This is a genomic window from Flavobacterium phragmitis (genome assembly GCF_900112575.1).
GTDB lineage: Bacteria > Bacteroidota > Bacteroidia > Flavobacteriales > Flavobacteriaceae > Flavobacterium > Flavobacterium phragmitis.
Map to the genome: position 1 here is coordinate 76,265 of NZ_FOMH01000005.1, position 25,485 is coordinate 101,749.

Genomic DNA, 25,485 nt, shown 5'->3' on the forward strand with positions numbered 1-25,485 from the left:
AAAAGAGAGAGAAATGTCAGAAAGTTTAGTAGTGCCAACAATGGCAGAAATGCTTGCCGAAGGAAAACAGCCAGAAGTTTTGTTTTGGGTAGGTTGTGCAGGAAGTTTTGATGATAGAGCAAAAAAAATTACCAAAGCATTTGTGCGAATTTTAAATCGTACGAATGTATCTTTTGCAGTTCTGGGCACAGAAGAAAGCTGTACTGGAGATCCTGCAAAAAGAGCGGGTAACGAGTTTTTGTTTCAGATGCAGGCGATGATGAATATTGAAGTTCTGAATGCTTATGAAGCAAAGAAAATTGTTACGGCTTGTCCGCATTGTTTTAATACATTAAAAAATGAATATCCTGAATTAGGAGGCAATTACGAAGTTATTCATCATACAGAGTTCTTGAAGTCATTAATTGATAATGGAAGATTAACTGTAGAAGGCGGTCAGTTTAAAGGAAAGAAAATCACTTTTCATGATCCTTGTTATTTAGGAAGAGCGAATAAAGTTTACGAAGCACCACGAGATTTGATTCAGAAATTGGATGTGGAATTGGTAGAAATGAAACGTTCTAAAGCAAACGGATTATGTTGCGGCGCTGGTGGAGCACAAATGTTTAAAGATGCAGAACCAGGAAACAAAGAAGTAAACGTATTGCGCACGGAAGATGCCCTTGAAGCAAAACCAGATATTATTGCAGCAGGTTGCCCATTCTGTAATACGATGTTAACAGATGGTATTAAACATGCACATAAAGAGGGAGAAGTAAAAGTAATGGATGTTGCTGAATTAATAGCAAACGCACAAGATTTATAATTTTTTGAGGTTCAAAAAGGCAAAGATGCAAAGGGACAAAGTTTTTAAACATGAAACCTGAGACTTGAAACTCTTCAAAAAATCTAAAATCAACAATCTAAAATTAAAATGTATATACCTTTTGAAGATTTACCAGGTGAGTCTAGAGTCTGGATTTACCAATCGAACAGAAAATTTTCTGAGGAAGAGTTTTCTGAAATTGAAACCGATTTAAAAGCGTTCGTGGAACAATGGGCTGCGCATGGTACAAGTCTTGAAGCTTCTTATTTATTAAAGTACAATCGATTTATAATATTGGCTGTAAATCAGGACGTGCAAGCAGCGACTGGTTGTTCTATTGACAGTTCGGTTGAATTTATCCAAAGTTTAGAGAAAAAGTACAACGTCGATTTATTGGACAAAATGAACGTTACTTTTAAACTTGGAGAACATATTGCACATAAACCATTAATTGATTTCAAGAAAATGGTAAAAGATAAAGCGGTAACTGGAAATACAATTGTGTTTAATAATCTGGTAACTAATATTGAAGAATTTAATGACGCTTGGGAAGTTCCTGCGGCCGAAAGCTGGCACAGCAGGTTTTTTTAAGAAAATCTATAAAATAATTTGAAAAGGCATGAAAACTAAATTTCATGCCTTTTTTTATTTCTGGTAGGATTCTAATTGTTAATTCATTATTATTGTTTTCTGAAACCTCAGTAATATAATTTGAATTTTATGAAAGAAGAAATTAAAATGATGGCTGGCATTTCGGCTAAATCAAGTTTGAAATGGCTGATCGTGATGGTAAGCGGAAATGTATTTACGATAATCTGTTTTTTAATAATTCTTTTTCAAAATGCTGATTTTGCAGGTGGTGGACATGGAAATGTATACGCTTTTTTAACTGGTTTGTTTTTTAACAATATTTGTGGATTTATTTTATTTGCAGGAGCGCCTGTTTTTGCCTTTTTATATTTTGTAATCGCTAATAAAGTTGCAATTCAACAGATGATTTATTTGACTTGGAAAAACAAAAAAATTTCTGATTACATTGATTCGAAAGTGGTTCTTTTAGTAGATAAAATAACAGACTCCAATAGTTTAGTAGGCACAATTTCTAATGAATCAATTTTAAGATTGAAATTGTTGGAAGCTAATAAAAATGACAAGGAAAATTCAAGGATAAAAAAGAGAATTATTAATTATCTGTTTCAAAAAATAAGATTGGACGATGTTGATTTTAGTAAAGAAGATTTAAAATTGTCAGAGATAGTTTCTTTGAAAATAAATCAGTTTATCTCTGAAACGATAGAACCTTCATTGTTGTTCTTTTGGCTTTTATTTTTATTACAGGTTGTTTTGTTTGTGGTTGCCCAGTTTTAGAACGGTTAATTGAAAACTAAAAGGTCTAATTTAGCCCCGATAGAAGCGGTATCTCCCGATTTAGAAAAACAAGGCTTTTTCAGTCGTAGTTTTTGTTGATCAGGAATTTAGCGGATAGTGGAACAAATGGTTCTTTTTATTCGATATTGTGTTGCTTCTAAAAATATTTATTAACTAGAATTGGTCTAATTTTGTCAAAAAACTAACAATTTAAAAGCTTATTTAAACGTGATTTTTGAGTATTTTCGTAGAATTAAATTTAATCCATGAAAATAGCAATTGTTTGTTATCCTACTTTTGGAGGTAGTGGTGTAGTAGCCACAGAGTTAGGTCTCGAATTAGCCAGAAGAGGACACGAAATACATTTTATCACATACAGTCAGCCAGTAAGATTGGCTCTTCTAAACCCGAATGTTCATTATCACGAAGTAAATGTTCCGGAATATCCATTGTTTCATTATCAGCCTTATGAATTAGCGTTATCGAGTAAATTAGTCGATATGGTTAAGTTGTACAAAATTGAACTGTTGCACGTGCATTATGCAATTCCGCATGCGTATGCCGGTTATATGGCAAAACAAATGCTGAAAAATGAAGGCATTAATCTGCCAATGATTACAACACTTCACGGAACGGATATTACTTTGGTTGGAAATCATCCTTTTTATAAACCAGCAGTTACTTTCAGTATTAATAAATCAGATTATGTAACTTCGGTTTCGCAGAGTTTGAAAGATGATACTTTGAAGTTGTTTAAAATTAAGAACAAAATTAAAGTGATTCCTAACTTTATCGAATTGGATAAAGTAAAGAAAGATCCAAATGCACCTTGCCATCGTTATGTAATGGCAAATGAAAATGAACGTATTATAACACATATTAGTAACTTTAGAAAAGTAAAACGAATTCCAGATATTATTAAGATTTTCTATAACGTTCAAAAGGAGATTCCGGCCAAATTAATGATGGTGGGAGACGGACCTGAAAAAGAAAAAGCGGAAATTTTATGTCAGGAATTGGGGATTTTAGACAAGGTGATTTTCTTTGGAAACAGTCATGAAATTGATAAAATCTTATGCATGACCGACTTGTTTTTATTGCCTTCTGAAACGGAAAGTTTTGGTTTGGCGGCATTAGAAGCAATGGCTTGCGGTGTTCCAGTAATTTCAAGTAATTCTGGTGGATTGCCTGAAGTGAATTTTGACGGTTTCTCTGGTTATTTGAGTAATGTGGGAAATGTTGAAGAAATGGCCGAAAATGCTTTAAAAATACTGAGAGACGACAAGGTATTGAATCAGTTTAAGGCAAATGCTTTGGAAGTGGCTAGAAAGTTTGATATTAAAAATATTCTGCCTAAGTATGAAGCTTTGTACCAAAAAGCGGTGGATGATTACAAGTATGAAAAACATTAAATCTTAAAGGGATATAAATGAAAAAGGTAATTTCTATTTTAGTAATTTTTGTTTTAGTTTCTTGCGGAGTAAAGAAAGTTGAAAGTTCAAATGCATTATATGAAGTTTTGACGCAACAATCTGACGGCGGTGGTAATATTAAATTTTTTGAAATTCTAACCGAGCCAAACGAGATAAAAATGTTGGAAAATGATCCGCTTTTGGCTGATAAGATGAAGAATCCAAATGTTCATGATTACAATTATGTGATTTTGAATATGGGAGAAAAAAATACCAGCGGTTATTCTATAGATGTTGAAAAAGTGGAGGAAACGGATAAAAATATCATCATAACCGTAAAAGAAAATAGCCCGGCGAAAGATGCTATGACAATGCAGGTTATTTCATATCCTTACACTGTAGTAAAAATACATTCTAAAAAAGAGATTATTATTAAGTAGTTTAGTCCTTAGTTATTAGTCCTTAGGTGAGAGATTGTGAGTTAGATGTCAGGCTGAGCGAAGTCGAAGTCCTTTTTACATAGTAAGCTTTTTGAATTTTGCTTTAGAAACTTAGTTAAATACATAAAAAAAAACCTGTCGCTTTTAAACGACAGGTTTCTTTTTACAATTATTTTTTATTTTTATTTAGAATCTGAATTTAACTCCTAAACCAACGTCAAATCCAAAGTTGTCATCATCATAGTATCCAGAACCAATTTCAGGTCTTGCATCTAAAGACAATGTAAGTGGTACTTCTTTAAATCTGTATTCGATACCAACATCTCCTGCTGCAAATACATAAGTTCCGCTGTCTTTAAATCGGTTGTCATTGTAGTGGTAGTTATAATCCCAAGCAGCTAAACCTCCACCGACACCGGCGTACCAGTTAAATCCTCCTTCGATGTTCCAAACCCATTGGTAAAGAGCTACTCCTTTGATAGCGTCTACATCTCTGCTGTTTCTCCAGCCTAAATCGAATTCAAGTCTGTTTTTTTGATTTAATCCTAATTGGTAGGATACCTCACCACCAAATCCGTTGTTGTCTCCTAAACGTAATCCTAATGCGTGTTTTGAAATTTCTTGTGATTGAGCCGTAAATGCTAAACCAAAAAGCATAATGGCAGATAGTATTATCTTTTTCATAAAATGATAAAATGGTTAAATTATTTTTTTTCAAATGTATTATTACACTTATACAGAGAACGTATAATATTTTTGAAAATTGTTATATAATTTACATTTTTGTTTTACTAATACTACAATCTGCTTGTTTTGAGCTATAAAAGTAAAATTATTTCAATATTATCGATGATATTAATTGTGAAGAGAGAATGTCTTCCATTTCAAAAAGGTTTTCTTCTTCAACAAAATTACTTGCTTTATAGGAGAATAGTTTCCAACGTTTTTTATGATATTCAAGTGCCGTTAGATTTTCTACCCAGTCGCCTGAATTTAAATATAACGTAGAACCATATTTATTTTCTTTGGTCATGATTTTAGGTTCATGAATATGGCCGCAGATCACATAATCGTAGTTTTTTTCGATAGCCAAATCTGTTGCGGTAGTTTCAAAATCGGAAATAAATTTAACCGCTTTTTTAACGCTGGCTTTAATTTTTTTAGAAAAAGAATAAGGTTCGCGACCTAATTTTGCCAGACACCAATTTACAAATCGGTTCATTAGAATTAAGTAATCATACCCTAATCCACCCAATTTAGCAATCCATTTTGAATGTTGTACTGAAGCGTCAAACACATCTCCGTGAAAAATCCAGGCTTTTTTATCGTCTAATTCTAAAACTAATTTATCGACCAAAGCAAAATTCCCCATATTCATATCACTGAATTTACGAAGTATTTCATCATGATTTCCAGTAATATAATACACCTTTGTTCCTTTAGAAGCCATTCCGATAATGCGCTGAATCACTCTTAAGTGTGCTTTTGGAAAGTAAGATTTTCTAAACTGCCAAGCATCAATTATATCACCGTTTAAGACTAAAGTTTTCGGTTTAATGCTTGAAAGATAGTTGTTTAGTTCTTTTGCATGACTTCCATAAGTTCCTAAGTGAACATCAGAAAGAATGACCAATTCGACATTTCTTTTTTTCAATTTTTCTTGATTTGAAGTTTTACAAATTAAAAAAAATCTGCAGCGTTTTATTTTATCAAAAGGTTATGAAAATGTGGATAATTTTACCAAATTGTGATTTTTAACCGACTTAATGTTTAGTTAATAATACCAGTTTTAAATTTTTTAATTTAATTCATAAAACTTACATTTGCTCAAAACAAAATACAATGGCAGGAAACAGCTACGGCACCCTATATAAAGTAACAACATTTGGAGAATCTCATGGTGAAGCTTTAGGCGGCATTATTGACGGATGCCCTCCAGGAATACAACTTGATTTTGAAGCAATTGAATTAGACATGGCAAGAAGAAAGCCAGGTCAGTCCGCAATTGTAACACAAAGAAAAGAACCAGATGCGGTTCAGTTTTTATCTGGAATCTTTGAAGGAAAAACTACAGGAACACCAATTGGTTTTATAATTCCAAATACCAATCAAAAATCAGATGATTATTCACATATAAAAGACAATTACAGACCAAGTCACGCTGATTATGTTTACGATCAGAAATATGGTTTCCGTGATTATCGCGGTGGCGGAAGAAGTTCTGCTAGAGAAACAGCGAGCAGAGTAGTAGCTGGTGCAATTGCAAAGCAGATGCTGCCAGAGATTAAGATTAATGCTTATGTTTCTTCTGTTGGTCCAATTCATTTAGAAACGCCTTATCAAGAATTAGATTTCTCTAAAATAGAAAGCAATCCTGTTCGTTGTCCAGACGAAAAATCGGCTGCAATTATGGAAGAATATATTCGTGATATCCGCAAACAGGGAGATACTGTTGGAGGAGTTGTTACTTGTGTGATTCAGAACGTTCCAGTTGGTTTAGGTGAACCGGTTTTTGATAAACTTCATGCTGAATTAGGTAAAGCAATGCTTTCTATTAATGCTGTGAAAGGTTTTGAGTACGGAAGCGGTTTCTCTGGTTCTGAAATGAAAGGAAGCGAACACAATGATTTGTATAATCCTGATGGATCTACAAAAACAAATCTTTCTGGTGGTATTCAAGGCGGTATCAGCAACGGGATGGATATTTATTTCAGAGTTGCTTTTAAACCTGTTGCTACTATTATGCAGACTCAAGACTCATTAGATAATAAAGGAAACATTACACCAATGACTGGAAAAGGACGTCATGATCCATGTGTAGTGCCTCGCGCAGTGCCTATTGTAGAAGCAATGGCAGCAATTGTTTTGGCTGATTTTTATTTGATCAACAAAACATATTAATAAAAGGTAAGACAGTGAGGGTCTTATATTTTAATAATCAAAAAATAAATTAATGCAAGAAATTACAGAAACTAAAAAAACATCATTTCTTTCGGGATTAACAGGGCAGATTATAATTGCAATGGTTCTTGGAGCCATTTTAGGAATTATATTGCACAATACCATTTCGCCAGAAGCAGCACAAGCATTTAGCAGTAAAATAAAAATGCTGGCTACCATTTTCATTCGTTTGGTGCAAATGATTATTTCTCCGTTGGTTTTTACTACTCTGGTAGTTGGAATTGCAAAACTCGGGGATATTAAAACCGTGGGAAGGATTGGTGGAAAAGCTATTGGATGGTTTTTTACAGCTTCGTTTATTTCTCTTTTAATTGGATTGTTTTACGTAAATATTCTACAGCCAGGTGTTGGTTTGAAATTGGAGCACGTCGATATGGCGGCAGCTTCTGAAGTTACAGGTAAAACACAAAATCTTTCATTTGATAATTTCGTTGAGCACATTGTGCCAAAAAGTATTATCGAAGCAATGGCGACAAATGAGATATTGCAGATTGTAGTTTTCTCTATTTTCTTTGGTTTAGCAGCAGCATCTTTAGGCGCTACTGTAAAGCCTATTATTGGCGCTTTTGATAAGTTGTCTCATATAGTTTTGAAAATGGTAAATTACGTGATGAATTTTGCTCCAATTGGTGTTTTTGGTGCAATTGCAGCCGTATTTGCTATCAGAGATGCAGAAGAATTGATTATTACTTATTTTAAATTTTTCGGGTCTTTTTTAATTGGTATCAGTACTTTATGGGTTATTCTGATTGCAGTCGGTTATATTTTCTTAAAAGGAAGAATGACAGAATTGTTAAAACGTATAACTGGACCATTGGCGATTGCTTTTGGGACGACTAGTAGTGAAGCCGTATTTCCTAAATTAACGGAAGAATTAGAAGGTTTTGGAGTAAAAGATAAAATCGTTTCGTTTATGCTGCCTCTTGGTTATTCTTTTAACCTTGACGGAAGTATGATGTATATGACATTTGCAAGTATTTTTATTGCCCAATTTTATAATGTGCATTTAGATTTGGGAACGCAGATGGCAATGCTTTTGGTTTTAATGCTTACCAGTAAAGGGATTGCTGGTGTTCCAAGAGCCAGTTTAGTTGTTGTGGCAGCAACTTGCGGTATGTTTGATATTCCAATTGAAGGAATTGCATTGATTCTTCCAATTGACCATTTTTGTGATATGTTTAGAAGTGCAACCAATGTACTTGGAAATGCCTTAGCAACCTCAGTTGTAGGACAATGGGAAGAAAATAAAGAATAAATTTTAACACTAAGAATAGGATATTTATAGACCTAGTGTGCTTAAAAACAATAGAAAAGCTGTATTTTTTTATGAAATGCAGCTTTTTTTTATTTTAAAGTGTATATTTGAGAAAATTAGCCGATTAATGCCCCCAATACGGATTTTTTTACTTCTATTTTTTGCACTGAATTGCTGTGCCAATTCGGTATTATCTCAATCCAATTGTAATCAAGATCCTGAACTTGATAAGCTTGTAAAAAAAGCACTTTTAAATTTTAGAGAATCCAATTTTGATCAGTCTCTCAAAATTTCCAGAACCGCACTTAATGCCGCTACTTTACTAAAAGATTATTGTTTGATGTCTCGGTCTTACAATATTATAGCAGCCAATTATAATGAATTAACAGACTTTGACAAGGCTATTTTTTTCTACAAAAAAAGTCTTTTTTATGCCGACAAAACCAGTAACGATTCTCTAAAAAGTAATATTTACAATAATCTGGGGAATATGTATTGTTTTGAAAAGAAACAATTTGATGAAGGAATTCGTTATTATAAAAAATCAGTTGCTTATGCTTTGAAAATAAATGATTTAAAGGAGGTTTATTTTACAAATGTAAATATTGCTTGGGCTTACTTTGATGTTGAAAATTATGAACAAGGGAATTTATTTCTAAAATATATAAACAGTGCTAAAAACAAATATAGCGATGGATCGACAGAGGTTATTGTGGAGATGCTTAACGGTATTTATTTAAGTCATAAAAATGAAAATAATACCGCAAATACTTATTTTCTAAATGCAATTGAATTAGGTAAAAAAGCGCAGGAAAAAACAGATTTGGCAAGTGTATATTTGGAATATTCTAAGTTCTTGAATAAAATAAATAAACATAAAGAAGCGTATCAGGCGCTGGTTAATTATAATGCTGTTTCTGACGATATTTATAGTGTTAAGAAGATAAAGAAAGCTTCAATTGCGGGAATTGGAGTTGAGTTAGATGAATACAAAAGGCAGATCAATAAAATCGAAAATGAGAAAGTGGAACAATCTCAAAGCCTTAAAAAGTCGAAAATTATTGTAATTCTGTTTGTTCTTATTTCTTTAATACTTCTTTTTTTAATTATCACTTTAGTTAAGAATATCAGGTTCAAGAAAAGACACAATTTAGAGCTTGTAAAAGCAAAAGAAATTGCGGAAGAGGCTTCTTTGCTTAAAACACAATTTATTTCCACTATAAGCCACGAATTACGAACTCCTCTTTACGGAGTGGTAGGAATTACCAATATGCTTTTGGAAGAACATAAAGAACTTTCTAGAAGCCAGCATCTAAGTTCGCTTAAATTTTCTGCCAGATATCTTCTTTCACTGGTAAACGACATTCTTCAGATTAATAAAATTGAGGAAAATAAAATTGTCCTAGAGAATTTGACATTCAATATCTCAGACGAAATTATAGTGATAAAAAATTCGCTTTCTTTTCTTTCTCAGAAAAATAACAATAGAATTTCAATCGAGATTGACCCTGATATTCCGGAATATTTAATTGGTGACAAACTAAGATTATCTCAAATTTTGATGAACTTGGTGAGTAATGCATTAAAATTTACCAAAGACGGACAAGTAGAGATAATCGTCAAGTTGAGTAAAGTTGAAGGGAAAATGAACTATTTAGATTTCCTGATTCGAGATAATGGTATTGGAATAGCAATTGTGGATCAAAGTAAAATCTTTGACAAGTTTGTACAAGTTGGAAGAAAAGAAGAGGATTACCAAGGAACTGGACTTGGGCTTAGTATTGTAAAGAGGTTATTAGGGTTGTTTGGAAGTACCATTACTTTGGACAGTGATCTTGGAAAAGGAACTTCATTTTCTTTTGAAATTGCCTTCGAACATGATCTTGCCAAGACGAAAAGTATTATCGATGAAATCGAAGTTGATTTGACTTCCTATGAAGCATACAAAATTTTAGTTGTAGAAGATAATTTAATCAATCAGCTGGTTACGAAAAAGATCATTGAGAAAAATAATTATACGTGTAAAGTGGTTGATGATGGTTTTGCGGCGCTTAAAATTTTGGAAGATGAAGTTTTCGACTTGATTTTAATGGATATCAATATGCCGTTAATGAATGGTTTTGAAACTACAAAAAGAATTCGGCTTGCTGGAGTAGAAACGCCAATTGTCGCATTGACTGCTTTTGATAAAGATGAAATTACAGATGAAGCACTTTCGTCTGGTATGAACGATATTATTATTAAGCCTTTTGAGCCTGTTAAATTGTTTAAAATAATCAATTACCTTATAAAAGAAAAAAACGCTGTTTAATACCAGCGTTTTTTATTTTTCTTAGAAGAATTGGATTTTCTAGATTTATGAGCACCACCGCTTCTGTTTGAATTTTTTGGTTTTTCTCCAGCTTCAGGACTTCCGGAATGCCATTGATAGGGATGATCTGAAATGGTTTTTACATCAACTTTAATTAATTTTTGAATGTCTTTCCAATAAGGTAATTCATCTTTGCCACAGAAAGAAATTGCAATTCCGCCATTTCCAGCGCGACCAGTACGGCCAATACGGTGTACATAAGTTTCTGGGATATTAGGTAAATCAAAATTGATTACATACGGCAATTGTTCAATGTCAATTCCTCGTGCTGCGATATCAGTAGCAACCAAAACGCCAACTTCTTTGTTTTTAAAAGCGTCTAAAACTCTTTGTCTTGCATTTTGAGATTTATCTCCGTGAATTGCTTCTGCAGGAATATCTTTTTTGCGAAGTGCTTTTACAACATTATCAGCACCATGTTTAGTTCTAGAGAAAACCAGTACGTTTGATAAGTTTTCTTCTTTAATTAAGCTATATAGTAAGTTCCTTTTTTCAGTTTTGTCAACAAAGTAAACACGCTGTTCTACCTTTTCTGCTGTTGATGAAACGGGTGAAACTTCTACTTTTTCTGGATCTTGCAAAAACATTTCGGCTAGTTCGCGAATTGCAATTGGCATGGTAGCAGAAAAAAGCAAGGTTTGTCTGTTTTTTGGTGTAAGTTTTACAATTTTTTTGACATCATTGATAAAACCCATATCCAACATTTGATCGGCTTCGTCTAAAACTAAAGTATGCAGATGATTTAAATCTAAAAAACCTTGTTTATGAAGGTCAAGCAAACGGCCTGGTGTAGCAACTAGAATATCTATTCCGTTTTTTAAAGCATCAACCTGTGGATTTTGAGAAACACCACCAAAAATAGTAAGCTGTGTTAAATTGGTATATTTGGCATAAGTGTCAAAACTTTGACCAATTTGAACTGCTAATTCACGTGTAGGTGTAACTACAAGTGCACGAATCTGTTTCGCTTTTTTTGATGAACCTACAATTCGATGTAATTGATGTATGATTGGGATGGCAAATGCTGCCGTTTTTCCTGTTCCAGTTTGCGCGCAACCAATTAAATCACGACCTTCTAAAACAACAGGAATTGATTTTTCCTGAATTGGAGTCGGATTTAAATAGCCTTCTTCAAATACGGCTCTTTGTATACTTTTTGAAAGTGATAAATCTTCGAATAACATATCTTATGGATTAAACATTTTAGTTTTAAGTACTAAAATGACGTGCAAAGATAGTTTTATTCAGTCAATCGTTTGTTTGAATTGGCTTTTATTTGGGAAAACGCTTTGTTTTTGGATTTGATGTGACGATTTACTTATTCTTTTTCGATGTTTGCTTTAATGAAATCGGTAACCAAATACCCAATCAGCTTACCAATTAAATTATTATTTGGAGCATTGTCCAAATCTGGTGCGCCCTCGCAGATATGAAGATAAGCCGCGTGTTTGTGCTCGGCAAAGAAAGAAACAAATTGTCTCAACTCTTCAACAGAAAAACCGCTGATTGTCATAGCGCTGCTGGCAATATTAGGAATGGCATCTAAGTCGATTTCAATTCCAAAAGCATCATTTTTAATAAAATCCAGAGCCGTAATCATTTCTTTGTTGAAATCCTTCTCTTTTCTAATGTTTACACTGTCATAAGTATTGTAACGAACTCTATCTTCTAGTTTTTTAATTATATCCAGAACACTTTTAGAAGTGTAGTTTTCATGAAGACCAAAGATGAAATATTTCTTTAAAAAACCTTCTTCATAAGCATAAGAGAATCCGTTGCCACTGTGTCTTCCTTCTAAAATTCTAAAATCAGAATGAGCATCAAAATTAATGGCATTAACAGGTTTCCCTTTTGCTAGAGCAGCACCTTTGATATTTCCGTACGCATTGTTATGGCCTCCGCCAATGATAATAGGTGTTTTTCCCGCTTTAATTATAGTAAAAATGATATGAGAAACTTCTTTGTCTATTTTTTCAACCAGCTGGCTTAATTTGGAACGATCATCAATATCGTTAAAATCAAGATTCTCGACTTCACGCATTTCATCAGCAACATTAATGTGTCCTAAAATAATAATGTTGCTTCCTTTGCAAAATCGATTGTGCTGAATGTTGGCAATACTTTTTATAGCAGACTGCCATGCTGAAGCTGCTCCGGGTCTTCCATAATTGGCACGAACACCAATATCTTCCGGAATTCCAAGAAGCACATATTTAGCTTCACTTTCTTTTAGAAAATTAACTTTGTCAGCACCTGAAGGGATGACAATCATTTTTTCTCCAAACTTTAATTCACCGCTTCGATGATTTGTGACTTTTGCTAAATCATTTATAGTGAAAGGGATTAATTTCTCCATTAAAAAAATTTATTTTCCAAAAATAATATAATTGTAGAAACTTACGTTATTACCTTATATTAATTCTTAAATTTGTTATTAAAGAAAATTTTTTTAAATATGGAAAACCCAAAGAACAACAATTCAAGTCTAAAAGCGATAATCGCAGTTTTAGCAGTCCTACTGATTGGTAGCTTAGTGTATATTTTTAAATTATCTTCTGATACAGAGGTAGTTAAAACGGAACTTACCACAACTTTGACAGAGAAAGAATCTGTAATGAAAGATTTACAGGAGTTAAAAGCTACTTATGATGCTGCAATTGCAGAAAATACTTCTATGTCTGACGAATTGATCCAGGAAAGAGATAAAGTAGTTGCTTTAATGGATGATTTAAATAAGTCTAAAGGAGATGTTTCTAAATACAGATCTCAAGTTCAAGCAATGCAAAGCAAAATGAAAACTTTGGTTGCTGAAAATGATGAGTTGAAAAAACAAAATGGTGTTTTAACTACTCAAAGAGATAGTACAATTGTGGTTTTAGGAGAATCTAAAAAATACAACGAAGTATTAGTTGGTCAAAACGAAGAGTTAGCTAAAACAGTAGAAAGAGGTTCTAAATTATCAATTTTGAATACAAAAACTGCAGCTTACAAATTAAGAAGTTCGGGAAAACAAATTGAAACTGATAAAGCTAGCCGTGCTGATGTTTTAAAAGTAAGTTTTACAATTGCTGAGAACCAAATTGCAAAATCTGGTGATAAAACGTACTACGTACAAGTTATCGACTCTAAAAATAATGTTTTAGGAGATAAGAAAACAGAAAATTTTGGTGATAACACATTGACTTACAGTTTTAAAACTACTGTGCAATACGAAAACAAATCTGTAAATGTTGTACAAGATTTACCAGGTAAAGATTTCGCTAAAGGAACTTACTTTATCAATGTATTTGATAATGATGAATTAGTTTCTAAAACTAGTTTCAGCTTAAGATAAGCTGTCAAAGGGATAAAATACCACTTAGATATTAAAGGTCTGTGCATTTCACAGACCTTTTTTTTATGGATTATTGTTAGGAAGAATTTTTCCTTCAATAAAAACGGATTCGATTAAATTGCTTCCAAAAGCATAAGGAATCTGATAATAAGAAGAAATAGGTTTTGTCAATATTAAGTTTGCTTTTTTACCTTTTGTAATGCTTCCGTGTGTTTCTGAAAGTCCCATAGCATAAGCCCCATTTATTGTTGCTGCGTTGATGGCTTCTTCCGGAGTCATTTTCATTTTGATACAGGCCGTTGCCACAACAAAATTCATATTTCCAGATGGAGTAGAACCAGGATTAAAATCTGTGGCTAATGCTACAGGTAACCCCGCTTTAATCATTTCGCGTGCCGGCGTGTATGGAATGCTTAAAAAATAAGAGCAGGAAGGTAAAGCAACCGGCATTGTTTCAGAGCCTTTTAAGGCTTCAATGTCTTCAGGATTCATAATCTCTAAATGATCGACAGAAAGCGCATTAAATTTAATTCCAGCTTGAATACCGCCAATTGAATTGAATTGGTTGACGTGGATTTTTGGCTTTAAGCCAAATGCGATACCAGCTTCCATTATTTTTTCTGTTTGTTCAACAGAAAAATAACCGCTTTCACAGAAAACATCAACGTAATCGGCTAGTTTGTTTTTGGCAATTTCTGGCAACATTTCGTTGATAATTTCATCTAAATATCCTGCTTTGTTTTCTTTATAATGAGTTGGAAAGGCATGTGCTCCAAGAAAAGTCGCTTTTATGGTGATTGGATAATTTTCGGAAAGTCGTTTAATCACGCGAAGCATTTTTAGTTCGCCATCAACGGTTAAGCCATAACCCGATTTTATTTCGACAGCTCCAGTTCCTAAATGCATGACTTCTTCTAAACGGACTTTTGATTGTTCGTAGATTTCTTCTTCTGGAGTTTCGTTTAGTTTTTTGGCAGAATTTAAAATACCGCCTCCACGATTAGCAATTTCTTCATAAGATAGTCCGTTAATGCGGTCTACAAATTCCTGCTCGCGATTTCCTGCGTATACGATATGCGTATGGCTGTCACACCAAGAGGGGAGGACTACTTTTCCTGTTGCATCAATTATTTTGTCTGCTTTAATTTCAGGAAGATTTTCCATTGATCCGAAATCTGAAATAAGATTGTCTTCTAGGATTAAGAAAGCATTTTTGATGGTTGGAAGCACTGCCATTTCTGCTCCAGAAACTTTTGCAATTGAAGTTTCGCGTACCTGTAGTAGTTCTTGTATGTTTTGGATTAAAGTGATCATTAGAAAGGATTGTTATAAAACACAAATTTCACAATTTTTCACTTATTAAGATGTGAAAACTTGTGAAATTCGTAAAAACTATTTGTTTGAAATTATTCTGAAACAGTAATTTCAAATATTTTATCCCAGTATTTTCCTGTGACAAAAATAGTTTTAGTAGCAGGATTGTATGCTATTCCGTTTAAAACTTCAGCATTTTTACTTTTTACAAATTTACGAAGACCAGATAAATTGATAATTCCTTCAACCGCACCAGATTTTGGATCTACAATGGCAATGGCATCTTTTTGCCAAACATTAGCATAAAACTTCCCGTCGATTAATTCTAATTCGTTTAATGCTTTAATTTTTGAACTGCCAGAATAAACATTAATGTAATCAATTAGTTTTTGGTTAGTCGGATCCATTTTCCAGATTTTTTCTGTCCCGTCTGAGTGATAAATGTATTTGTCATCGTGTGTCATTCCCCAACCTTCAATATCTTTATCGTATTTAAATGTTTTTTCCAGTTTAAAAGTTTTAGCATCATAGATAAAACCTGTTTTTTCCTGCCATGAAAGCTGGTATAATTTTCCATTGAAAAAAGTAATTCCTTCTCCAAAATATTCTTTAGGAAGATCTACTTGTTTGATTACTTTCCCGGTTTTATAGTCTACTTCTCTAAAATAGGAATCTTCTTTTTGCCCTGTACTTTCAAAAAGTCTTCCATCATGAAATTCCAAACCTTCAGTAAAAGCTAAAGAATCGTGCACAAAAGTATTTACGATTTTATAGTTTAGAAGTTTTGGTTCTATATTAGAAACTACTTCTATTCTTTTAGTAGCATCGGAAGAATCTCCCCCAAAATAAACGGTTGCTTTTAAGTACTGATATCCTAATTTTTGATCTTTTAATTCAAATTTGAATTTTTGAGCTCCTTTTGTGCTTCCCACTTTTTTGTCGTTAACAAAGTAAGCGATGCTATCGATTTCTTTCGATTTTGGATTAAAAACTCCGATTGAAACAGCTTGTTCAGATGTAAAATGAGCCGGAAAAGCAGAATCATCGATAGTAAATAAAGAATTTTCAGTTTTATTTTTATCTCCGCAACCAATTAATGTGATTCCTAATAAAATGACACCTAGGAAGTTATGTTTTTTCATAGTTTAAAATTTGAATAAGGCAATATACGACGATATTTTTATAGTGACAAAGCTCTTGCAAAAATATAAAAAGGTTGTATATTTGCACCGGCAAGTCCTACACGACCAGCTCCTGCAGACTCCCCCAGGATGGGAACATAGCAAGGGTACGCGGTTGAGCGGTGCGATGTAGGTCGCTTGCCATTTTTTTTTAGAATAATTTAATTTGTAATCTTCCTTTTCAGGAGGATTTTTTTATTTTTGGACGTTTGGAAGTTAGAAGTTATAGGTTAAAAGTTATGAAGTTTACTTTACTTTATCACACAAAATTTATAACTCATAACTCTTAACTTAGTAACTAACAACTTTAAAAAAATGAATAAAGTCGTTTTAATTACCGGAGGATCATCCGGAATTGGGAAATCTATTGGTGAATATTTGCATCAAAAAGGTTTCATTGTATACGGAACGAGCAGAAATCCTGAGAAAGTATTGAATTCTGTTTTTCCTTTGGTTGCTTTGGATGTTAGAAATGCAGTGTCTATCCAGACAGCAGTTTCTAAAATTATTGAAACTTCAGGCAGATTAGATATTGTGATCAATAATGCCGGAGTTGGTATTACGGGACCTTTAGAAGAAATTCCGACAGAAGAAATCCGAAATAATTTTGAGACTAATTTCTTTGGACCAATTGAAGTTATGAAAGCTGTTTTGCCGCAAATGCGTAAACAAAACTCCGGTTTGATTATTAATATTACTTCTATTGCTGGTTATATGGGACTTCCATATAGAAGCGTTTATTCGGCATCAAAAGGAGCTTTGGAATTGATTACTGAAGCTTTGAGAATGGAAGTGAAATCTTTTGGAATCGAAATTACCAATGTAGCGCCTGGTGATTTTGCCACCAATATTGCAGCAGGACGTTATCATGCGCCGGTGATTAAAGATTCGGCTTACGAAAAAGTGTATGGCGATGTATTGGCAACGATGAACGATCATGTTGATGCAGGAAGTAATCCGAATGAAATGGCTGAAGCAGTTTATAAAATTATTCAAACTAAAAAGCCAAATGTGCATTATAAAGTGGGGGCATTTATGCAGAAGTTTTCGATTGTTTTAAAACGTGCACTTCCAGATAAAGTTTACGAGAAAATGTTAATGAACCATTATAAATTATAAACTTATGGAAAAGATTGCAGAGTATTTGCCAGCTTTTTTTGGTGTTTTAGTTTTACTTGTTGTTTGGTTTGTGATTCGTAGAATTTTAGGAAGTATAAGTGACAAGATCAATAATTCTGAAAGTTATAAAGAAGATACCTTAAGAGTTTTGGAAGAAATTAGGGATGAATTGAAAGAACTAAACAGAAACAAATAATTTACGGTTTGTAAATATTTTGTGAATTTTAATATAATTTATAAATTGATTTAGTTTTTGAAATTGTTATTGGCATTGATTTCGTAATTTTGCACCGGCGTTTGCGTTAGGGATAGAGCCTTTTGTGAAGTGAAACGGAACAAAAGATTTAGCCGAAAGCCCGTTCGCCACGGCGAATACGCCCAGAATAAATCAACACAATTTAAATAATATAAATTATGAAATTTTTTATTGACACAGCTAATTTAGCTCAAATTAAAGAAGCACAAGCTTTAGGTGTTTTGGACGGTGTAACAACTAATCCATCATTGATGGCAAAAGAAGGAATCACTGGTAAAAACAACATTTTAAAGCATTATGTTGATATTTGCAATCTTGTAGAAGGTGATGTAAGTGCTGAAGTTAATGCGCTTGACTTTGAAGGAATGGTTAAAGAAGGTGAAGAGTTAGCTGAATTACATGACCAAATCGTTGTAAAACTTCCGATGACTAAGGAAGGTGTTATGGCTGCAAAATATTTTTCTGATAAAGGAATTAAGACTAACGTAACTCTTGTTTTCTCTGTAGGACAAGCGATTTTGGCTGCTAAAGCTGGAGCTACTTATGTTTCTCCTTTCGTAGGTCGTTTAGATGATATTTCTACAGATGGATTGAATTTGATTCAAGAAATTAGAGAAGTTTATGATAACTACGGTTACGAAACTCAAATTTTAGCTGCTTCTGTGCGTCATACAATGCATATCGTAAACTGTGCTAAAATTGGTGCAGACGTTATGACTGGACCGCTTTCTGCAATTTACGGATTGTTGAAACACCCATTAACAGATATTGGTTTAGCTCAATTCGTAGCTGATTTTGAGAAAGGAAACAAGTAATCCTTAGATACTTACAAAATTAAAATCGCCTTTTTTCTAACGAGAAAAGGCGATTTTTTTTACTTTTATATGAATCTTAAATAGCTGATTATGAAAGTAATATTGATTGTGTTGTGTTTTTTTACTGCTAGCTTTTCTGTGAATGCTCAGGCAAAAGTGATTACTTCGGTAAATGATGCGGGCGATGTTGCCACTTATGAATTGGATTGTTCTGTGAAATTCCAAAGTCTGGCAAAAGGGCTTCGGTATAATATTACGAGACATGAGTTTAAAGGTCCAGAGATGAAAAACAGTTACAGGCTGCTTTTGGTTATGGATGGATTTTATTCGAAAACATTAAACAGTGCAATGACGATTTCGGCCGTTTTAAGTGACGGTACTGTTTTAGATGCCAAAAAAACGATAGAAGATGATGGCTTTTTTGACGGTGCCTGTACTTTAAGAATAAAAGACCCACAAGCGCTTTTAAAGACTGATATTGACAAAGTGATTGTTCATGCGGAAAAGATGTGGTTTATTCTATTTCGGCGCAGAATAAGGCTGTTTTTAAAAAGAATCTTGAAAATGTTATTAATGCAAAGTAAAGGATCTGAGATACTAAGATTCTAAGTTTTTTTCTTATAGAGGATAAAAAAATCCAAATTCCGTTTTGTAAAATTGGAATTTGGATTTTTTTTTATATTGGAGTTTTAAATTTTTTAGTGTCCGCCACCTTCACTTTGTACGTGGCTGATACCTTGTTTTTTAAGAATTTTTGGACAATAGAATCCGTAGAATGCTAAATATGCAAAACCAAGAAGTGGAACAATGTAAGAGAAGTGTGTCCATGAAATTCCAAAAATACCTTCTGGACTTGTAAGGTCAAAGTCGCAGATACTTCCCTGAATTAATGGGATTACACCACCTCCAAGAATCATCATGATTAGGAAAGAAGAGGCTTTTCCTGTGTTTTTTCCTAATCCTGCGATAGCTAAATCGAAGATTGAAGGCCACATGATAGACAAGAATAAACCTCCAGAAATGAAGAAGAATTTAGCAATTTCTGGGTTTGGCCAAACTAATCCTAAAATCATCATAGTAATTCCTGAAAGTCCGAAAAGCATTAAAGTTTTTCCAGCATTTTTACCTCCTACGAAACTCACTCCAATGAATAACAAAATCCAAAGCGGGTAAATGTAGAATGAAGAAACATCGTGTGCTGCAAAAATATTAGCTCCGATAATTACACCAAATGCTACCGCAGGAACGATAAATTTAAGTGCTGTATTTACAAGGTTTGAAGTGTTGAAAACGTTTGTGCCGCCATTCCAGCGTCCAATCATTAAACTTCCCCAGTAAAGTGCAATAAATGGTGCTACTGCGTCTTCCAGAATGTTTCCAAATTCATGGGTGTGTAATAAGGCTGGTAAGTTACTAATAATAGTTACTTCTGTTCCTACATAAATAAAAATTCCTAACATACCCAAGTATAATTGTGGATAGTCAAGAATGTTGAATTTACTGTGTCCGTCTTTAATAATTGCTTCTTCCTCTTTTACCGGGTCTTCAATTTTGGAGAAATTCATGAAGATGGCTACAGCAATAAAAGCTAGACCTAAAATGATAAAAGGTAATTTAATGTCTTCTAATGAAAGAGCAGTTTTTTTGTTGTCTCCCATTCCAAACAAAGCAATCCCTAACAAGATTGCTCCAATTGTAGTTCCGAAAGAGTTAATTCCTCCTGCAAGAGTCAAACGGTGTGCTCCAGTTTCTGGGCTTCCCATTTTAATAGCTAAAGGATTAGCAACAATCTGCTGAATTGAGAATCCTAATCCTACTGTAAATAAGGCTGTTAAGAAGAAGGGGAAACTTTGAATTGTAGCAGCTGGAACGAATAAAAAAGAACCAACAGCTGAAAGGATTAATCCTGCTGATAATGTTCTTTTATAGCCGTATTTTTGCAAAATGTCTACTTTTAAGGAAACTATAAAGAATATAATTGATCCAACAAAGTATGCGGCGTAAAACGCCCACGCTACTAATTGTGATTGTACTTGCGATAACGTAAATACTTTTTTGAATACTGGAATCAGGATATCATTGGCAGAACCAACAAAACCCCAAAAGAAGAACACGATTATCAACGAGATAAACTGCCCCCATTTGGTTTGCACATTTTCTGAACTCATAAGAATAAGGTTAATTTTTTATTTTATTGTTTTTTGAAGACCGTAAATATATTTGTTAGGATTATCAAAAAAAAATAAAAGGGCATAAATAATGTTAAATTTATACCAACGACACTCTTTTTTCAACAAAGTGTTAATTTTAACCTACTTATAAAATGAATTTAAGAAATGAATTATTCTAAAATTTTATTTTTAACATCTTTACTGTAGTTTCTGCCTATCGGAATGTTGTGAGATTGGATTTGAACACGGTTTCCTTCAATAGATTTTACCTTATTTAGTGCAATAACATAAGATTTATGTATTCTAAGAAAGCGATCTGCGGGTAATTCTTCGGATAAAGAGGTTAGAGATTTGTGAGTAATATAGGTCTTGTCTGGCGTGACAACTTTGATATATTCTTTCATTCCCTCGACAAACAAAATTTCTTCAATATTAATTTTCATCATTTTTTTATCGACTTTAATAAAAATATGTGAGTCGCCTTTTGCAGTTTCGACTTTAATATTGTTTTTGAAATTATATTCGGTCGTGATTTTATTAATGCACTTTATGAATCTTGGCAACGGAATTGGTTTTACTAGATAATCTAATACATCTAGATCATAACTTTCGGCAGCAAATTCTCTAAAGGCGGTTGTGATGATTACTTTGGTTTTGCTTTCGATTAAACTGATCAATTCAAAACCAGTCATCATCGGCATGTTAATATCTAAAAAGACAGCATCAACAGGAGTACTATTGATAAAATCCAGCGCCTCTAAAGAGTTGTTGAATGTTGCAATAACTTCAAAATCTGTAAAATTGGTAAAATAATTTTGCAGGACTTTGATCGCTAATGGCTCATCATCAATTAACACGCATTTAATCTTCATTATGAGTTGGTATTTGTAGTCTGGTTATGTAGAAATTAAGTTTGGTTTTTTGTTTCAGAGAGAAGTTGTTTCGGTAAATAAGCTTTAATCTCTTTTTTGTATTTACTAACCCAATTCCACGTTTGGCTTTCTGATTTTGTGAAATTACAAAATTATTTAAGATTTCAAAATCAAGAATTTTATTATCGATAACCTTGCAATTGATTTTGATTTTTAAGTTTTTATTATTTAAACCGCCATGTTTAAACGCATTTTCGACTAATGAAATAAAAATTAGCGGTGGGACCACAACATCTTCAATATCCGATTCCAGATTCATAGTTACTTCTACATTCTCGAAACGAAGTTTTTCAATTTCGATATAATTCTGAATGTAATCAATCTCTTTTATTAAAGGAACAAATTTGGTTCCTTTTACATCATAAAGTACATATTCCATTAGATTGGAAAGTTTGATAATAACATCGGGAACTTTTTTGGAAGATTCTAATGATAATGCGTATAAGTTGTTTAAGGTATTAAAGAAAAAATGCGGCTGAATTTGATTTTCGAGATATTTCAATTTGATTTTGAACTGGTTTTCTCGCAGCGATCTGTTTCTTTCTCGTTCTTTCAACCAAGTTAAAGTCAGGTATACTGAAGATGCCATTGCCAAAACATACAGTTCTCCAATGCAGACAGCAACAATATGATTTATTTCAAACGGATGGTACTCTCGATTTGCTTCCGGCCAGATATTTTCGGATATAATGTAATAGGTAAGTGCTGTTTTAAGTAAATAAATCGCAAATAAACTCAGCAGTAATAAAAATGTATACATAATATATTTCTGCTTTAGTACATATTTAGGAACTAAAACAAATAAATTCAGATATACTAAAGGAATAACCAAAGAGAACTCAATTAAGTTCGATTTGAATGCATAGGGATAGTCATTAAAGTAAGCCCCCCATCTTAAAAAGTTCAAAGTAAAATACACACCCCAAAACCAAATATGATTTTGCAGTTTTATGTTAAACTTAACTTTTCGAATTTCTTTCAACGGGCTAGTGATTAGGAGTTTTGGGTTTTTCTTAACAAGAATTAAATCTTGTGCAACTTTAAACAATTAAAGGCAAAGTCGCAATTTTTTTGAATAAAATTTCCCAAATAAACTTAATTGGTGTTTTATTTTTTAAATAGAACGTTTTCGTAAAACGCATTATTGAATGATTTATGTCGTTGGTTTACAGAAAGTGGCAGTTGGTATAAAAAATTTCAGCTGAATTTATTTTAACAATATATTTAGCATATTAACTAATATAACCAGTAGCTTATTTCTTAAATAACTAAATAGGCGTTGGTAAATAAAATCTAAAACTTATGAAAAATAAATTACTCATTTCTATTTGTGTTTTTTTAATTAGTTTTTTAGGATTAAGGGCGCAAGAAACACCTTATTACTATTATAAAGGAAAAAAAGTTAATTTGACTGTTGATAAAAGTTTTGTTAATATCAATGCGGAGCAAAATGTAGATAAGTCTGCTATAACAGCCCTAGGAATTAAAGAATTTGAACTCTCAGCTGATGAATCAAAAAATGCAACTGAAAAGACAGCAAAACTAGAATTTAAAAATGAGCAAACGGATGCAGAGTTTAATCAAAGAATTAAAAAGCTCAGAGAAAATCCAAGTATAAAGAGTGTTTCTTTATATTATAAAAGAGGAGATGCTAAGCCTATTGGAACTTCAAGTTTTTTTTACGTCAAACTGAAAGATGTACAAGACATTAAATTACTACAAAAAACTGCTTCAGAAAAAGCTGTTGAAATTGTTAAGCAGGTTCCATATATGCCGGAATGGTATATTCTTTCTGTTAAAAAAGAAGCTAATGGGAATTCAGTAGATTTATCTAATCAGTTTTATGAAACAGGCCTTTTTGCAGATGTAGATCCTGCTTTTATGTTTGATTTTAAAAAGACCTGTACAAATGACCCTGATTTTGGAAGTTTATGGGGGTTAAATAATGTTGCTAATCCAGCAATTGATATAAACGCTTGTCAGGCTTGGACAATATCACAAGGAAATGGTGTAAAAATAGCAGTGGTTGACCAAGGGATAGATAAAACCCATAATGATTTGGCGGGTAATATTTCTCCTTTAAGTTTTGATGCACAGTCAGGATCTTCACCAAGTGTTTTTATCAATGGTAATAAACATGGTACTCATGTTGCAGGAACGATCGGAGCAATTAAGGATAACAATTTACAAGTAGTTGGGGTTGCCCCATTATCAAAAATAATGACTGTAAGCCATTCTTTGTTGCCAACTTATACGATTTCAGCAGAGCTTGCTAGTGGGATAAGCTGGGCACGTCTAAATCAAGCTGATGTCATTAATAATTCGTGGGGAGATCAAGCAGGATATTATTATGGACAGCTATATAGTGCAATACTTGAGCAATCTATTACACAGGCAATTAACGAAGGAAGAAATGGAAAGGGAGCTGTAGTTATTTTTGCTTCGGGTAATTATGCTCCTGTAATGGACTATCCAGCTTATTTTAATGATAATATTTTGACTGTCGGTGCCATAACATCTGTCGGTGCTCGATCTAATTTTTCGGGTTATGGTGCAAAATTAGATGTTGTAGCTCCAGGAAGTAATATTTTATCAACAATACCTGGAAATCTGACACTTCCTGACAGTGGTACTTCAATGGCTGCGCCGCATGTAGCTGGTATTAGTGCTTTGATACTTTCTGTTAATCCTAATTTGACAGGTCAGCAGGTTCGAGATATTATTGAACAAACATCTCAAAAAGTAGGAAGTTATTCTTATACAACAACAGCTGGGAGATCAAATGGAACATGGAATACAGAAATGGGATATGGGTTAGTAGATGCTTATGCAGCTTCTTTGTTAGCTTGTATGGGTTCATTACCAGTAATAACAGGAAATGATGGAATCTGTACTAATGCAACGTATGCAGGACCATCTGGTGCGACAACCTATAATTGGTCAGTAACGCAGGGAAGTAATTTGGTTACGCTTTCAGGAAATAACACAAGTTCTGTAACATTGACAAGAACCTCCCAAGTAGTTAATGGTCCTATTACTCTTAATCTTTATTATGGTAATGCATCATGTGGTTATAGAACGATTACTAAAAACATTACAGTAGGTAGTAATTTTACAGTTACTTCATCGGGTGTTGGGCCAAGTGGTCAAGTCGATGTTTATATATATGGTGGAGCTCCTCCGTATAAAATTTATAGAGGAGAATCAACCTTAATATATACTGCGAATTCAGTAGGAACATATACAGTTCCTTTTGGATGTAGCGGAGGAATATTGAAAGTAGAAGCAGATACTTCTTGTGGTCTCACTGCAATAAGAAAAATGTATGGAGGATGTTCAGCCAAATTGTCAACCCAAGCTTTAGCAGATTCAAATTCAAAATCGAATAGCTTTTTGTATAATGTCTATCCGAATCCGTCAAGCGACATCATTAATATAGATTTGTCGAACGAAAATGAAACGGAAAATCTTAATATCCCAATTACAGCAACATTATATGACTTAAACGGAAAAGAGCAAAGAAGTATTTCCATAGTTGATAATAAGGGAGTTATTGATGTAAGTAAGTTTCGAAAAGGAATTTATGTATTACATGTAAATATTAATGGAAAAACAGAAAGTCATCAAGTTTTAATTGAATAATAGAGACTTAAAGGAACAACAACATTTCTAAAGCAATACCTGATTGTATTTTACATTTTTAATGAAATACAATCAGGTATTCTTTTTTGGAAAGATATAGTTTTCATTA

23 protein-coding genes and 1 other RNA gene are annotated in these 25,485 nt (G+C 33.1%); 15 read left to right on the forward strand and 9 right to left on the reverse strand.

Annotated elements, in window-relative coordinates:
* Nucleotides 1–13: 13 nt before the first annotated feature.
* The 5 genes from BM289_RS10320 to BM289_RS10340 all read left to right on the forward strand — a co-directional run bounded on the left by BM289_RS10320 (nt 14) and on the right by BM289_RS10340 (nt 4,025).
* A complete protein-coding gene (locus BM289_RS10320; RefSeq protein ID WP_091492980.1) occupies nt 14–805 on the forward strand; it encodes a (Fe-S)-binding protein in 792 nt (263 codons plus the stop codon).
* A gap of 108 nt (nt 806–913) precedes the next feature.
* Entirely contained in the window at nt 914–1,396 is a 483-nt protein-coding gene (locus BM289_RS10325; RefSeq protein WP_091492982.1) for an ABC transporter ATPase, read from the forward strand.
* Between the two features lie 129 nt (nt 1,397–1,525).
* Nucleotides 1,526–2,173 carry a hypothetical protein gene (locus tag BM289_RS10330; protein WP_091492983.1) on the forward strand — a complete coding sequence of 216 codons (648 nt, stop codon included), beginning with the start codon at nt 1,526–1,528 and terminating at the stop codon, nt 2,171–2,173.
* A 266-nt stretch (nt 2,174–2,439) separates the two neighbouring features.
* Entirely contained in the window at nt 2,440–3,585 is a 1,146-nt protein-coding gene (gene bshA, locus BM289_RS10335; RefSeq protein ID WP_091492985.1) for an N-acetyl-alpha-D-glucosaminyl L-malate synthase BshA, read from the forward strand.
* Between the two features lie 17 nt (nt 3,586–3,602).
* Nucleotides 3,603–4,025, forward strand: a complete 423-nt coding sequence (locus BM289_RS10340) for a protease complex subunit PrcB family protein (RefSeq protein WP_091492986.1) — start codon at nt 3,603–3,605, stop codon at nt 4,023–4,025.
* 186 nt (nt 4,026–4,211) lie between these two features.
* Here the strand turns inward: BM289_RS10340 and BM289_RS10345 are convergent, their stop codons facing one another.
* Entirely contained in the window at nt 4,212–4,709 is a 498-nt protein-coding gene (locus tag BM289_RS10345) for a hypothetical protein (RefSeq protein WP_091492988.1), read from the reverse strand.
* A gap of 148 nt (nt 4,710–4,857) precedes the next feature.
* Complete coding sequence (locus tag BM289_RS10350; RefSeq protein ID WP_091492989.1) at nt 4,858–5,679, reverse strand: UDP-2,3-diacylglucosamine diphosphatase; 822 nt, start codon at nt 5,677–5,679, stop codon at nt 4,858–4,860.
* A gap of 188 nt (nt 5,680–5,867) precedes the next feature.
* Here BM289_RS10350 and aroC point away from each other — a divergent pair, with 188 nt between their 5' ends.
* The 3 genes from aroC (at nt 5,868) to BM289_RS10365 (ending at nt 10,552) form a co-directional block, all read left to right on the forward strand.
* Nucleotides 5,868–6,926: a chorismate synthase gene (aroC, locus tag BM289_RS10355; protein ID WP_091492991.1), complete on the forward strand. Its 1,059-nt coding sequence runs from the start codon at nt 5,868–5,870 to the stop codon at nt 6,924–6,926.
* A 52-nt stretch (nt 6,927–6,978) separates the two neighbouring features.
* A complete protein-coding gene (locus BM289_RS10360) occupies nt 6,979–8,241 on the forward strand; it encodes a dicarboxylate/amino acid:cation symporter (RefSeq protein ID WP_091492992.1) in 1,263 nt (420 codons plus the stop codon).
* 340 nt (nt 8,242–8,581) lie between these two features.
* Nucleotides 8,582–10,552, forward strand: a complete 1,971-nt coding sequence (locus BM289_RS10365) for a response regulator (RefSeq protein WP_244165357.1) — start codon at nt 8,582–8,584, stop codon at nt 10,550–10,552.
* On the opposite strand, the gene BM289_RS10370 is transcribed toward BM289_RS10365, so the two are convergent.
* On the reverse strand, nt 10,549–11,796 hold the full coding sequence (locus BM289_RS10370) for a DEAD/DEAH box helicase (protein WP_091492996.1): 1,248 nt from the start codon (nt 11,794–11,796) through the stop codon (nt 10,549–10,551). The two genes, BM289_RS10365 and BM289_RS10370, sit on opposite strands and share 4 nt — an antisense overlap.
* 134 nt (nt 11,797–11,930) lie before the next feature.
* The gene (locus BM289_RS10375; protein WP_091492998.1) at nt 11,931–12,968 is read right to left on the reverse strand and encodes a formimidoylglutamase; all 1,038 of its coding nucleotides are present in this window, start codon (nt 12,966–12,968) and stop codon (nt 11,931–11,933) included.
* 99 nt (nt 12,969–13,067) lie between these two features.
* Between BM289_RS10375 and BM289_RS10380 the strand changes: the two genes are divergently transcribed.
* Nucleotides 13,068–13,946 (forward strand): hypothetical protein, encoded by an 879-nt coding sequence (locus BM289_RS10380; protein ID WP_091492999.1) that lies wholly within the window; start codon nt 13,068–13,070, stop codon nt 13,944–13,946.
* 63 nt (nt 13,947–14,009) lie between these two features.
* Here the strand turns inward: BM289_RS10380 and hutI are convergent, their stop codons facing one another.
* On the reverse strand, nt 14,010–15,260 hold the full coding sequence (gene hutI, locus BM289_RS10385) for an imidazolonepropionase (protein ID WP_091493001.1): 1,251 nt from the start codon (nt 15,258–15,260) through the stop codon (nt 14,010–14,012).
* Nucleotides 15,261–15,352: 92 nt separating this feature from the next.
* Complete coding sequence (locus BM289_RS10390; protein WP_091493003.1) at nt 15,353–16,402, reverse strand: glutaminyl-peptide cyclotransferase; 1,050 nt, start codon at nt 16,400–16,402, stop codon at nt 15,353–15,355.
* Between the two features lie 88 nt (nt 16,403–16,490).
* On the opposite strand from BM289_RS10390, the gene ffs reads away from it, so the two are divergent.
* The 5 genes from ffs to BM289_RS10415 all read left to right on the forward strand — a co-directional run bounded on the left by ffs (nt 16,491) and on the right by BM289_RS10415 (nt 19,240).
* Nucleotides 16,491–16,588, forward strand: an RNA gene (ffs, locus tag BM289_RS10395) — signal recognition particle sRNA small type.
* 168 nt (nt 16,589–16,756) lie between these two features.
* Complete coding sequence (locus tag BM289_RS10400) at nt 16,757–17,560, forward strand: SDR family oxidoreductase (RefSeq protein ID WP_091493004.1); 804 nt, start codon at nt 16,757–16,759, stop codon at nt 17,558–17,560.
* Between the two features lie 4 nt (nt 17,561–17,564).
* Complete coding sequence (locus BM289_RS10405; RefSeq protein ID WP_091493006.1) at nt 17,565–17,756, forward strand: hypothetical protein; 192 nt, start codon at nt 17,565–17,567, stop codon at nt 17,754–17,756.
* Nucleotides 17,757–17,974: 218 nt separating this feature from the next.
* Nucleotides 17,975–18,631: a fructose-6-phosphate aldolase gene (gene fsa, locus BM289_RS10410; protein ID WP_091493007.1), complete on the forward strand. Its 657-nt coding sequence runs from the start codon at nt 17,975–17,977 to the stop codon at nt 18,629–18,631.
* A 90-nt stretch (nt 18,632–18,721) separates the two neighbouring features.
* Nucleotides 18,722–19,240 (forward strand): hypothetical protein, encoded by a 519-nt coding sequence (locus tag BM289_RS10415; protein ID WP_244165358.1) that lies wholly within the window; start codon nt 18,722–18,724, stop codon nt 19,238–19,240.
* Between the two features lie 89 nt (nt 19,241–19,329).
* Here BM289_RS10415 and BM289_RS10420 read toward each other — a convergent pair whose 3' ends face one another.
* The 3 genes from BM289_RS10420 to BM289_RS10430 form a co-directional block, all read right to left on the reverse strand.
* On the reverse strand, nt 19,330–20,799 hold the full coding sequence (locus tag BM289_RS10420; RefSeq protein ID WP_091493009.1) for an MFS transporter: 1,470 nt from the start codon (nt 20,797–20,799) through the stop codon (nt 19,330–19,332).
* A gap of 173 nt (nt 20,800–20,972) precedes the next feature.
* Nucleotides 20,973–21,674, reverse strand: coding sequence for a LytR/AlgR family response regulator transcription factor (locus BM289_RS10425; protein WP_091493011.1), 702 nt, complete (start codon nt 21,672–21,674; stop codon nt 20,973–20,975).
* A complete protein-coding gene (locus BM289_RS10430; protein ID WP_091493363.1) occupies nt 21,664–22,716 on the reverse strand; it encodes a sensor histidine kinase in 1,053 nt (350 codons plus the stop codon). Before BM289_RS10430 ends, BM289_RS10425 begins: the two co-directional genes overlap by 11 nt.
* A gap of 320 nt (nt 22,717–23,036) precedes the next feature.
* Here BM289_RS10430 and BM289_RS10435 point away from each other — a divergent pair, with 320 nt between their 5' ends.
* Nucleotides 23,037–25,376, forward strand: coding sequence for a S8 family peptidase (locus BM289_RS10435; protein WP_091493012.1), 2,340 nt, complete (start codon nt 23,037–23,039; stop codon nt 25,374–25,376).
* Nucleotides 25,377–25,485 lie beyond the last annotated feature (109 nt).